Source organism: Echinicola jeungdonensis (assembly GCF_030409905.1).
Taxonomy (GTDB): domain Bacteria; phylum Bacteroidota; class Bacteroidia; order Cytophagales; family Cyclobacteriaceae; genus Echinicola; species Echinicola jeungdonensis.
Genome location: NZ_JAUFQT010000002.1, coordinates 832,296 through 844,259, shown reverse-complemented (window position 1 = coordinate 844,259; position 11,964 = coordinate 832,296). Strand labels below are relative to the sequence as shown.

Below are 11,964 nucleotides of genomic sequence, written 5' to 3'. Positions count from 1 at the left end.
TTTAATTTTCCTCTTCCTCCTTGTTGCCTTCAATTTCATTCATAAAGATGGCATCAGCAGCCTCTTCATGAGATCTTACCACATGCAGGACTTTATCCAACATGGAAATTTTGATCAATTTAAGGACATGTTCCTGGGGGGAGGTAATTACGAAAATCCCTCCGTTTTCTGAATAAGCCCGATGCCCTACCAAAAGGGCACTCAAGCCACTGGAATCAGCATATTTCACATGACTTATGTCCATCATAAGGTTTTTGTATCCTTCCGCATGAACCGTTAATAGTTCTGATTTCAAATCAGGGGAAAGGGAGGAATCCAATTTTTCCTCTTGAAGGGTAAATATGACGTATTGCTCTTTTTTATCTACTGTATATTTCATGGTATTTTAATTTATATCCTTTCTCAATTGGGAAAGGAAATCTTCCTTGTAAACCGGAAGGTTTTACAATTAAATATTTGAAGCAATTGATTTCTTAATTCTTTCCATCATTTCGGAATTATCAGCCTTTTTAAATGGCTCGCCTGTGATTTTCTCATAAAGTTCAATATAGCGTTCCGAAATATCATTTACAATTTTATTGGGCATGTTAGGCACCTTTTGACCATCTTTCCCCTGAAATCCATTGGAAATTAACCATTGTCTAACGAATTCCTTAGAAAGTTGTTTTTGGGGAAGTCCTGCTTCCTGGTTTTTTTGGTATCCTTCTGCATAAAAGTAACGGGAAGAATCAGGGGTATGGACTTCATCGATCAATAAAATTTCATCTTTATATTTCCCAAACTCATATTTGGTATCCACCAGGATCAGGCCCTTTTCTGCTGCCATATCAGTGCCCTTAAGAAAAAGAGCCCTAGTATACTTTTCCAAAATGGCATAGTCTTCCGGACTTACAATGCCTTGATTAAGAATTTCTTCCCTTGAAATGTCCTCATCATGACCTTGGTCTGCTTTGGTTGTAGGAGTGATAATAGGGGTGGGGAGTTTATCATTTTCTTTTAAACCTTCAGGTAGGGAAACCCCACATATGCTTCGTTTTCCTGCCTTATATTCCCTCCAGGCATGGCCAGCTAAATACCCCCTGATGACCATTTCCACTTTAAATGGTTCACATTTTTTGCCAATGGTTACATTGGGATCAGGTATAGAAGTTACCCAATTGGGGACTATTTCTGATGTTGCTTCCAAAAACTTTGCAGCGATTTGGTTTAATACCTGGCCTTTGTAAGGAATCGGCAAGGGCAAAACCACGTCAAAAGCTGATATCCTGTCGGTAGCCACTACGGCTATTTGGTCCTGAAACATGTAAACATCCCTTACTTTTCCCTTATAAAAATCAGTCTGTTCAGGAAATTGAAATTGAGTTTCTTTAATGGCGGTATTCATATGAAATAATTTCTTTTTTGATCTAAGCGGATTTCAAAATTCATTTGACCCTTTAAAACTGATTTTAAAGGCCCTTTTATTGATGCAACAAAAATAGGATATAGCCAGATTTTTACCTTTCAAAAGGCCATAAAATTCTTGTTTTATTTTTTGAATTATAATTTTTTGAAATTTGCCAATAGGTATAACTTAACTGTTTTAGGGAACTTAAATCCAAAAACAACCCTCAATAGCCTCATTAGGGGCAAGGACTTATCTTTTTTAATAATAATAAACTTTTAAGGCTCCAGAGAAGGAACTTTCCGGTTATTTTTATAGGTGCCATTTTCTACCAACTCTCCTGCTTTATTAAAAACCTTGTATTCCCCATTTTTCCAACCTTTTTGGTAATTCACCATTTTTTTTAGCTGGCCATTGGGAAAGTAGGATTTTTCCTGCCCTATTTGTTTTCCATTTTTAAAGGTCTTTTCAAGGATGACTTGCCCCTGTTCATTGAACATTTCGTATTTACCATCCAATTTTCCTTCATAAAAATGAATGTTTTCCTTTATTTCTCCATTTGGATAAAAGGATTGCGAAACACCATGTGGTTGGCCTTGCTTAAAAGAGACTTGCTTTTTTAATTGACCGTTTTCATAATAATATTTTTGGGATTGAAAATTTCCTCTATCATTAAAATGATTGATTTCGGATATTTGACCTGAAGGGTAATATTTGATATGTTTTCCTTCTGGAATTCCTTTTCTATAAGCAATGCTGTCAGCCACTTGGCCATTTTTATGAAATTCCAAAAAGGTGCCATGAGGTTTTCCCTTTTTATAATTCCCCTTTCTGGCCAATTTCCCATTTTCGTAAAAAATTTGGAAGTCTTTATGGGGAAGTCCATCCTTATAAAGATACTTTTCCCTTAACTGCCCTGTAGGAAAATAATTGATGGATGGCCCATGGAGAAGTCCTTCCTTGTAATTTTCTTTGGATTTCAGAGTACTATCAGGGTAAAAGGTCAGGACTTCTCCTTCCATTGCCCCTTGTTTATAATGGGTTACGGATTGGATGTTTCCATTTTCATAATATTGAATGCTTTCGCCCTGAGGTAAATTATTGGAAAAGTAAGTAATAGCTCTTAAGCTTCCATCTGGAAAATAGGTGGTGACTTTCCCCTCCAACAATCCTTGTTCAAAAATTGCTTTTTGAATCAGATTGCCTTCTTTGTCATAGGTTAGAGCCAGGCCATTTTTGAGATCATTTTTATAAATGGTGGTTTTTAAAGTATCCGAAGAAGTAGTGGGAAAATAATCCACAAATAATCCCTCTTTTTTCCCATCTATGAATTTCCCTTTTTGGGATAATGATCCATCTTCAAAAAACATTTTATAGGAGCCTTCGGGGACTCCGTTTTTTTGGTAGTAAATTTCCTTTACTCGTTTTTTTTCAGGACCATAATAAGTGGTTACTTTTTGCTGGCTCCATGCCTTAGGCATAATAAACCAGCTAAAAATCAAAATAAGAAAAAGTCGGATCATTGAAATTTTAGTAATTAATCAATTTTTTCTATAACCAAGGCTGATGCTCCTCCACCACCATTGCAAATTCCAGCTACTCCGATTTGCCCATTTTTTTGGCTCAGAACAGAGTTAAGGGTAGTAATGATCCTGGCTCCTGATGCTCCCAGAGGATGGCCCAATGCAACAGCTCCCCCGTAAACATTAAGGCGGTCTGGGGAAATTTTCAATTCTTTTTGATTGGCAATAGCAACTGCGGAGAAGGCTTCGTTGATTTCATAGAAATCCACATCAGCTGTAGACAGGCCAGCATTTTTTAATGCTTTGGGAATGGCAATAGCTGGGGCAGTGGTAAACCAAATGGGATCCTGCGCCGCATCTGCGAATCCCCTTATTTTCGCCAAAGGTTTCAACCCCAATTCTTCAGCTTTTTCTTTGCTTACCAAAACTAATGCGGAGGCCCCGTCATTTATTGTAGAAGCATTGGCTGCAGTAACAGTTCCCTCTTTATCAAATACAGGTTTAAGTTGGGGAATTTTTTCAAAAACAACATTTTTATATTCCTCATCCTCATCAATGGTAATTGTTTCCCCCTTTCTTCCTTTGATTTCGACAGGGACCACTTCCTCTTTAAAATTACCAGATTTCCAGGCTGACTCAGCTCTTTTGTAGGATTGGATGGCATATTTATCCTGATCCTCACGGCTTATTTTCAGGTTTTTGGAGGTGTTTTCAGCGCAATTCCCCATTGGGAAATTGTAATAAATCTCATGCAAGCCATCCTTTGCTAAGCCATCTATCAACTCCCCATGGCCATATTTATAGCCAAATCTAGCTTTTGGAACATAAAAGGGAACATTGGACATGCTTTCCATGCCACCTGCTACCATGATATCATTTTGCCCGGTCATAATGGACTGGGCAGCCAACATGATGGCCTTCATTCCAGAGGCACATACTTTGTTGATAGTGGTACAAGGTACCTCATAACCAATTCCAGCTCCTATGGATGCTTGGCGGGTTGGGGCTTGTCCCAAATTTGCAGAAAGTACATTGCCCATAAAAACCTCCTGTACTTGATCAGGGCTTACTTTTGCCTTTTCTAAAGCTCCCTTTATGGCTACAGATCCCAATTGTACTGCAGACATTCCAGATAGCTTACCTCCAAAGCTACCTATGGGGGTCCGTACGGCTGATATGATATATACTTCCTTCATTTGGGGGTATGGCTTTGTGGGTTAGAATGTGATTTATTAATAATCCGGAAGGTTACTATCCGGCCTTTTGCTGGCTTTTCGTCTTTGTTGTTGGATGTATTTTAATTCTGAATTATTCATTGCATCCAAAATCTGGGTGGCTTGTTCTGGGGAAATATTCATCTTCTGAAGCTTTTGCCTCAATTCCTCCATGGCCTTTTCCCTTTCTGATAGATCGCTTTCCTGACTTGAAGGTTCCTTTACCGGTTCCTCACGATTGGACTTTTCTCCTCGCTTCTCATCTGTCTTGGTTGATTCCTTGGCTCCATCTTCCTGGGTTTGCTCTTCACCTTGGCCATCCTTTTTTTGGTCTTTTTGTTGCTGTTGTTGTTGGTTCTGGTCTTGCTGTTGATCCTGGTTATTTTGCTTTTGTTGTTTATTTTGCTGTTGTTGGTTTTCCTTTTGTTTCTCTTTTTCCTCTTCCAACTTTTCCTTTAATGCATTCAGTTTTCGATCGTCGGGATATTTTCGTAGTCCCTCACTTAAGGTAGTCGGAAGATTTTCATAATCACTGTTTACATATTGCCTGGCTGCCTGGTTAAAATATGCCAAAGCGGATTGGGCAGATGCTACTTGGGGGAGGCTCAGACCACCCAGCAATAAAGCGAAATAAACCAGTAGTTTAATTTTCATTGATTTCATTAATGTCGCTTAGGTTCTTTATAAACTCCTGATATTGAGAAACAGTTTCATCAATTTCCAGTGCACTGTTCATTACATCCAAGGCTTCATTAAATTTAAACTGATCCACCAACTCATCTGCCTTGGCTTTCATTCTTTTGGCATAGTTGGAAGGTTCCTTTTTGTCTTTTGAATCCTCGTTTTCATCCTTTTGCTGATCCTCATTTTTCTCCAACCAACGGGCCAGTAACTCATAATTATAACGGGCCTCCTCATTGGAAGGGTTTTTTATGAGGGCCAGTTTGAATGCTTCCAGGGCTTCTTTGTGTTTTTTCTGATTGCCCAATAATACTCCTTTTTGATTTATGGCAGCCGAAGCAATGGTGTTTTGAGAGGCTCCCGCAAGTTCGCTGTATTTTTGCTGGGCGTCCTCTTCCTGACCATTAAGTTGATAACTTAAAGCTAGGTCAAAATTGGCTTTCTCGGTATGTATTCCATAATCATTGATCAAGGCCAAATGGTCTCTGACAGCTGCTTCATAATCTTCTTCCGCATAATGAGCAGCCGCTTTTTCTATTGCCTCATTTTTTTCAGAAATTTCTTTCCAGGATGAGGGGATCAATAATAGAAGAATTAAAATATTTTTATTAATAAAACCCATTTGTAAATTATTTACATACTAATGGTTCGTAATGGTAATATCATATCAATTACAGCAAATCCTAAGGCAACTAATAGAAAATAGAAGTATTTGTTTGCAGATGCTTCCACAGTTTTGGAACCTTTTACTGTACCTTCTATTCTTTCAATGGTGGTAATCAACTGGGGGATTTCCTGAGCCTGGTCACTTAATTCAAAATATTGGCCATTGGTTTCTGTGGCTATTTTTTTAAGGGTTTTGGTGGATAATTTACTGATGGCTGGTTGATTGTTGGATTCATCTATAACCACCCCATTTCCCCTGGGAATAGTACTCCCTGCTTCCGTTCCAACACCTAGACTGAAAACCCTGATTCCTTCATCGTTCAGGTCATCCAGAATGGGGTTAAGTTCTCCAGCAAAATCCTCTCCATCACTTATTAGAATAATGGATTTGGATTTGGGATCTTGGTTTTCATCATTCCGGAATTTTTTTAAAGCCATGGTTAAGGGAGCTGCCAGGTCAGTTCCATAATTAGGCACAAGACCGGTATTGAGCCCGTCCAAATGTAATTGGATAACATTCTGGTCAAATGTCAATGGACATTGGACAAAAGCTTCCGAACTAAAAATAATAAATCCAATTCGGTCTGTACTGAAGTTTTTGACCAGGTCTTTTAGTTCATATTTTATCCGTTGAAGCCGGGATGGCCCTATATCGGTGGCATTCATTGACCTGGATAAATCAATGGCAATAAAAATATCCTTTCCTTCCTGTTTGATCTCTTTAGTTCCTGTACCTATAGAGGGGCCAGCCAAAGCCACAAGGAATAATCCAAAATAGACTACCCTCAAAGTCAGTTTCGTTAGCAATCGATGCTTTTTGACTTTGAGTTTCCGGTTGATTTTCCAAAATCTATATAAATACGCCAAGTATAGCAGGCCGAAAATAACCGCTAAAACTGTAATTAATGTAACATTAGGATATGCCCAAATCATGGCTTGAAATTAGGAATTTTAAATCAAAACGAAAGTCCAAGACTCAAATTATTGGAACATGAAATTTTTGGTTTATTTCTTTAAAGAAACTCCGAAAGGATGAAAGAGGAAAGATACCCCAATTCCGAAATAAATTGATTTAAAGGGGACCTGAATGATCCTATTTGGATTATCAGCAAAGATATAATTGAATAATAGATTGTTAGGAAAAGTTTAGGGAGTTGAGCGTATTAGTACCCAACCCTGTTTTACCTAAACAAAAAGAGACTGACGTATAATTCGCCCTTATTTTTTCATCGGAAATTATTTTTGGCCTGCATCTTGTCGTGTAAGTTCCAGTTTTAAGCCAATTGTTATATGAATTGGAATTAATTTTATGAAAGGACCTCTGTTTTTGATTGTTTTTTATTTAGGCTTTTTCGGGCCAAGTTTTCACAGCCTTGCCCAGGAACCCATTAAAGTGAAGGGGATAATCCAGGATGAGTCAACCGGAGACCTCTTGCCGGGTGCAAGTGTTTATTGGCAAGAAAATTCAGAAAATGGACTTGTGAGTGATAACAAAGGATCCTTTACTATTAAAGCGGATAGCCTCCCCCAAAATTTGGTGGTTTCATTTATGGGATATAAATCCAAGGTTGTTAAAATAGACCTATGGGATATCCATTCCCTACTTAAGGTCCAGATGAAGATGGAATCACATAATTTAGGGGAAATTACTGTCAATGAACAGCATCCTAAACAACATGTACAGAGTGTGGAATTGGGGAAAAATTCCATACCCATTGGGACTATTCAAACCATTCCTGTGATTTTTGGGGAGGCGGATATATTTAGAAGTTTACAGCTATTACCTGGAATTCAATCCGTAGGGGAGGCAAGTTCAGGATTATATGTGAGGGGAGGTTCCCCTGACCAAAACCTTGTGCAGTTGGATGGGGCTCCTGTATATAACCCCTCTCATTTCTTTGGATTTTTCTCGGTATTTAATCCCAATGGGGTTTCCGATGTAAACTTATATAAGGGAAATATACCTGCTTATTATGGAGGGAGATTATCCTCTGTGATTGATGTAGACCTGAAAGAAGGAAATTCAGATAAAATCAAAGGCCAGGGAGGGATTGGTACCATTAGTTCAAGGTTGAGCCTCGATGGCCCACTTTTTTCAGAAAATTCAACTTTTGCCTTCTCCGCAAGAAGGACCTATGCGGATATGATTTTAAAATTTTCGAAAAATGAGGAGGTCAACAGTAACCAGCTTTATTTTTATGATCTAAGTGGAAAATTAATGTTCAGGCCATCTGAAAAAGATAAAATTACTATATCAGGTTTCCATGGAAGTGATCAGCTGGGGATAAAAGGTACTTTTGGATTTGGCTGGGACAATTGGGTACAGTCCATTTCCTGGAAAAGAAGTTGGAATGAAAAAGTATTGATGGATGTCAATGCTTATTATTCTCAATATGATTACCTCCTAAATATTCAGGATGAATCCAACGATTTTATTTGGAAGAATCAATTGGGCGAAGGAGGTTTTAAATGGGAATTAATGGTAAATCCGAGTTCTAAAGCTGAATTCCGGATGGGAATGCATTCAAGGTTGTACAATTTTGCCCCAATAAACGTTACCCCGGGAGAATCCAGCAATATTGAAGCAGTGAAGACCAAAGGGGGGCGTGCTGCTCAACAAGATGTATTTATAAGCGGGGAGCTGGATGTAAGTAAGCGATTAATGTTGGAGGCAGGGCTAAGGTTAAGTTTTTTTGTGCCATTTGGTCCGGGAAAACAATATGTCTATGAAAATGACCAACCCCATCCGGAAAATGAGGTGGTTGATACCCTCTATTATAAAGAATTCCAGGTTATGGATTTTTATCAGGGAAAGGAACCCCGGGTAGCATTAAGGTTTTTGCTGAGTGAAGAATTGTCATTAAAAACAGCATTTAATCGCCATTTTCAGTATTTGCAAGTAGCATCCAGCAATTCAGCCGGGCTGCCCATTGATCGATGGGTTTTGGCTGGGAAATATATTCAGCCCATCAGAAGTGATCAATATTCCTTGGGGATTTTTAAAAACTTCAATGATGATCAATGGGAACTTTCTTTGGAAGGTTACAAAAAAGTCTTTAAAAATATTATTGATGTCCGACCAGGGGCAGGGGCTTTATTTACCGACCAAATAGAAACCCAGATTTTGGCTGGAAATGGATGGGCATATGGGGCGGAATTATTTCTGAAAAAGAATAAAGGAAATACTACAGGTTGGCTTTCCTATACCTATTCCAGAACATTTAGGTCCATCCCTGGAATAAATAATGATGAAGCTTATCCCCCTAGGTATGACCGTCCCCACGATTTGTCTTTGGTTTTGCAGCATAAATTTAGTGAGCGGGTATCTGCTTCCATGAATTTTGTTTACACCAGTGGTCAGGCTGTAACCTATCCAGAAGGGTCATATAAGCTAGAAAACCGGTTTATTCCCTATTACGGAGAAGAGCGAAATCAGGACAGATTCCCGGATTACCACAGATTGGATTTGTCCCTGACCCTTAAGAATAAAGATAAGGGGCAAAATTGGAAAGGGAGTTGGAATTTTGGTGTTTATAATTTGTATGGGCGAAAAAACCCCTTTTCTTACCAATTTTCGAATGTAGATCCTTCCGGTGGGTCAAATAAACCGAAGGTTATTAAGACATACCTGTTTACCATTCTGCCTTCCATTAGTTATAAATTTGAATTTTGATTCCTATGAAAAAGTTGTTTTTAATCCTAACCAGTATTTGGTCTCTTTTATCTTGCCAAGAGGAAGTTCATTTGGAATTGGAAAAAGCTGATCCTATGCCAGTCATCGAAGCCAATTGGACCAATAGGGAAGCTTATAACAATGTGAAAATCTCCTATTCCTCAGATTACTATGATTCTTCTTCGTATGAGCTGTATAAAGATGCAGAGGTGTTTATTATGGATGATGAAAACGGCCAAAAAATCCCCTTTCAGTTTAATGAAAAAAATGGATCTTACCTGCCAATAGATATTAAAAAAGGGGAGATAGGCCATAAATATACCTTAAATGTTCAAATGGAAGGACATAAATACAAGTCAAGCGGGATAATGCTTGCCCCCCCGGTACTGGATAGTGTAACTTATACCTACAAAGAAGAAAGAGCCCTAAGGCCGGCAGGGTATTATTTGAAAATTTATGGTAAAATTCCATTTGAAAGCAACAACTTTTACCGTGTATTTGCTTTCTCTAATCCATTTAGTCAGGTGACCAAACCCAATTTTTTATTATTTGATGATACCTTTGGAACATCCCTTTTAGATAATGGTTTTGAAATTGAGAATATTCCATTCCAAGAAGGAGAGACAGCTTATTTGGGGTTATTTCGGCTCAATAGGGATGTCTATACCTACATGAGTGAACTGTTGACAATGGTAATTAATGATGGAGGACTATTCAGCCCGCCACCTCAAAACCCAACAAGTAATATTGAACTTTTAGTAGGGAAAAAAGAGGCTTTAGGTTATTTTTTGGTTTCCCCTTTAATTACCGAAAAAGTAGAAATCGAAGCCGAAACTGATTGAATTTGCTTCCTCGTTTAGGTGCCCCATTATTATTTTTATTATTTTTAGCCTTCGAAAATAGCTTTTAGGGGTCGTTTTTGAAGGAATTTTAATTAATATGGATGATCCACATTGCTGTTTACCAGTTCATTAATCCTGATTAATAATTTAAGAAAAGCAATGTGGGGCACCCAAAACAAACCTGAATTGAAGGAGCCAGAAAATAAATTTATAGAAATCCGGAAGGTCATCCAGGATAAAAATCCCAAATTGTTGAAATGGATACCCAAATTCGTCCTGAATTATATTCGGAAAATTGCCCATGAAGATGATTTAAATAATATCATGAAGAAATGGGGGCATCTGCATGGTTTGGAGTTTGTAGATGCCTTGATCCAGGAATTTGGAGTTGAGGTGGAGTTGAAAGGGGAGGAAAATATCCCCATGGACCGGAGTGTGATTTTTGCCTCCAACCATCCTTTGGGAGGCTTGGACGGCATTGCCTTTATGCATGCTTTGGGAAAATACAGGAAGGATTTACGTTTTTTGGTCAATGATATCCTTACCCTAATCAAGAATTTTGAACCGTTATTTGTTCCAGTCAATAAACACGGGGCCCATGGAAGAGCTGCTGCTAAAACCATAGAAGAAACCTATGCTGGTGACTATGCGGTATTGATTTTTCCCTCAGGATTGGTATCCAGAAAGCAGGAGGGAGACATTAAGGATTTGGATTGGAAAAAGAGTTTTATCAATAAAGCCAAAAAATACAAAAAGGATGTAGTCCCAGTTTATATCGAAGGAAAAAACTCCAATTTCTTCTACAATTTGGCAATGATCAGAAAAAAAATCGGGATAGAGGCCAATGTTGAAATGTTTTATCTTGCCGATGAGATGTTTGCCCAAAAGAATAAAAAAGTAACCATACATGTAGGAAAACCCATATCTTACAATTATTTTGATAGTTCAAAGAGTGAAAAGGACTGGGCAGAGGAAGTAAAAAATAAGGTTTATTCCATAGCCTCAGAATTATAAGTTTATGCAAGAGATTATACCACCGGTAGATAGGGCCATTATAAAAAAGGAATTAAGCCAGGAGCGTTTTTTAAGGTTCACCAATAATGGAGAAAATCAAGTTTACTTGATCAATTATCACAATGCACCTAATGTGATGAAAGAGATTGGTAGATTGAGGGAAATTACTTTTCGTGGCTCTGGAGGAGGAACCGGGTTGCCTTATGATATTGATGATAATGACACCTGTGAAAATTGTTACCAGCAATTAATTGCTTGGAATCCTGAGGATGAGGAAATTATTGCAGGATACCGATTGATTGATTGCAGCAAAGCTGTGATCAACGATCATGGGGAGGTAAATCTTTCCACCGCTCATTTATTTAAATTTTCCGAAAAATTCAAAAAAGATTATTTGCCCTATACCATTGAATTAGGCCGGTCCTTTGTTCAGCCTAAATACCAACCTAGAAAGGAAAATAGGAAGGGGATTTTTTCTCTAGACAACTTATGGGATGGCTTGGGAGCGATTGTAGTTATTCATCCTGAAGTGAAATACCTGTTTGGAAAGGTTACCATGTACCCTCATTATAATGCAGAAGCAAGGGACCTTTTGTTGTACTTTATGAACCATTATTTCCCCGATAGGGAAAAATTGGTTGAGCCTATTAAGAGTTTGGGATATAAAGGGGACATTTCCGAGCTTGAAGATCTATTTGAAGGAAAGGAATATAAAGAAGGGTATAAAATCCTGAATACTAAAATCCGGACTTTAGGTGAAAATATCCCCCCTTTGATCAATACTTATATGAACCTTTCTCCAACAATGAAGACTTTTGGTACTGCCATGAATTATGAATTTGGAGCAGTGGAGGAGACCGGAATCATGATTACCATTGCCGATATTTATGAAACCAAAAAGCAAAGGCATATTGAAACTTATGAGCGGGATAAGTTTTATGATAAAAAGGTTAAGGATTAATTAAAA

Annotated in this window: 11 protein-coding genes; 4 read left to right on the top strand and 7 right to left on the bottom strand. The window is 38.1% G+C overall.

From position 1 onward, the window contains the following. Position 1: 1 nt before the first annotated feature. The 7 genes from QWY93_RS16900 to QWY93_RS16870 all read right to left on the bottom strand — a co-directional run bounded on the left by QWY93_RS16900 (position 2) and on the right by QWY93_RS16870 (position 6,401). On the bottom strand, positions 2-379 hold the full coding sequence (locus tag QWY93_RS16900; protein WP_290249592.1) for an STAS domain-containing protein: 378 nt from the start codon (positions 377-379) through the stop codon (positions 2-4). Between the two features lie 69 nt (positions 380-448). Further along, entirely contained in the window at positions 449-1,384 is a 936-nt protein-coding gene (locus QWY93_RS16895) for a phosphoribosylaminoimidazolesuccinocarboxamide synthase (RefSeq protein ID WP_290249591.1), read from the bottom strand. A gap of 278 nt (positions 1,385-1,662) precedes the next feature. Then, positions 1,663-2,907, bottom strand: a complete 1,245-nt coding sequence (locus QWY93_RS16890; RefSeq protein WP_290249590.1) for a toxin-antitoxin system YwqK family antitoxin — start codon at positions 2,905-2,907, stop codon at positions 1,663-1,665. A gap of 14 nt (positions 2,908-2,921) precedes the next feature. After that, positions 2,922-4,103, bottom strand: a complete 1,182-nt coding sequence (locus QWY93_RS16885; protein WP_290249589.1) for an acetyl-CoA C-acyltransferase — start codon at positions 4,101-4,103, stop codon at positions 2,922-2,924. A 36-nt stretch (positions 4,104-4,139) separates the two neighbouring features. After that, the gene (locus QWY93_RS16880) at positions 4,140-4,775 is read right to left on the bottom strand and encodes a hypothetical protein (protein ID WP_290249588.1); all 636 of its coding nucleotides are present in this window, start codon (positions 4,773-4,775) and stop codon (positions 4,140-4,142) included. After that, a complete protein-coding gene (locus QWY93_RS16875) occupies positions 4,765-5,424 on the bottom strand; it encodes a hypothetical protein (protein ID WP_290249587.1) in 660 nt (219 codons plus the stop codon). The genes QWY93_RS16880 and QWY93_RS16875 overlap by 11 nt, the downstream gene beginning before the upstream one ends. Positions 5,425-5,435: 11 nt before the next feature. Continuing rightward, complete coding sequence (locus QWY93_RS16870; RefSeq protein WP_290249586.1) at positions 5,436-6,401, bottom strand: vWA domain-containing protein; 966 nt, start codon at positions 6,399-6,401, stop codon at positions 5,436-5,438. A gap of 376 nt (positions 6,402-6,777) precedes the next feature. Between QWY93_RS16870 and QWY93_RS16865 the strand changes: the two genes are divergently transcribed. From QWY93_RS16865 to glsB, 4 genes are all read left to right on the top strand, one after another. After that, entirely contained in the window at positions 6,778-9,141 is a 2,364-nt protein-coding gene (locus tag QWY93_RS16865; RefSeq protein ID WP_290249585.1) for a TonB-dependent receptor, read from the top strand. Between the two features lie 5 nt (positions 9,142-9,146). After that, positions 9,147-9,983: a DUF4249 family protein gene (locus QWY93_RS16860; RefSeq protein ID WP_290249584.1), complete on the top strand. Its 837-nt coding sequence runs from the start codon at positions 9,147-9,149 to the stop codon at positions 9,981-9,983. A 159-nt stretch (positions 9,984-10,142) separates the two neighbouring features. Beyond that, positions 10,143-10,997: a lyso-glycine lipid O-acyltransferase GlsA gene (gene glsA / locus QWY93_RS16855; protein WP_290249583.1), complete on the top strand. Its 855-nt coding sequence runs from the start codon at positions 10,143-10,145 to the stop codon at positions 10,995-10,997. Between the two features lie 4 nt (positions 10,998-11,001). Then, positions 11,002-11,958, top strand: coding sequence for a glycine N(alpha)-acyltransferase GlsB (gene glsB / locus QWY93_RS16850; protein WP_290249582.1), 957 nt, complete (start codon positions 11,002-11,004; stop codon positions 11,956-11,958). Positions 11,959-11,964 lie beyond the last annotated feature (6 nt).

Coding starts and splice junctions, on each gene's coding strand:
- QWY93_RS16900 (WP_290249592.1), bottom strand. CDS start 379: ATGAAATATACAGTAGATAAAAAAGAGCAATACGTCATATTTACCCTT.
- QWY93_RS16895 (WP_290249591.1), bottom strand. CDS start 1,384: ATGAATACCGCCATTAAAGAAACTCAATTTCAATTTCCTGAACAGACT.
- QWY93_RS16890 (WP_290249590.1), bottom strand. CDS start 2,907: ATGATCCGACTTTTTCTTATTTTGATTTTTAGCTGGTTTATTATGCCT.
- QWY93_RS16885 (WP_290249589.1), bottom strand. CDS start 4,103: ATGAAGGAAGTATATATCATATCAGCCGTACGGACCCCCATAGGTAGC.
- QWY93_RS16880 (WP_290249588.1), bottom strand. CDS start 4,775: ATGAAAATTAAACTACTGGTTTATTTCGCTTTATTGCTGGGTGGTCTG.
- QWY93_RS16875 (WP_290249587.1), bottom strand. CDS start 5,424: ATGGGTTTTATTAATAAAAATATTTTAATTCTTCTATTATTGATCCCC.
- QWY93_RS16870 (WP_290249586.1), bottom strand. CDS start 6,401: ATGATTTGGGCATATCCTAATGTTACATTAATTACAGTTTTAGCGGTT.
- QWY93_RS16865 (WP_290249585.1), top strand. CDS start 6,778: ATGAAAGGACCTCTGTTTTTGATTGTTTTTTATTTAGGCTTTTTCGGG.
- QWY93_RS16860 (WP_290249584.1), top strand. CDS start 9,147: ATGAAAAAGTTGTTTTTAATCCTAACCAGTATTTGGTCTCTTTTATCT.
- glsA (WP_290249583.1), top strand. CDS start 10,143: ATGTGGGGCACCCAAAACAAACCTGAATTGAAGGAGCCAGAAAATAAA.
- glsB (WP_290249582.1), top strand. CDS start 11,002: ATGCAAGAGATTATACCACCGGTAGATAGGGCCATTATAAAAAAGGAA.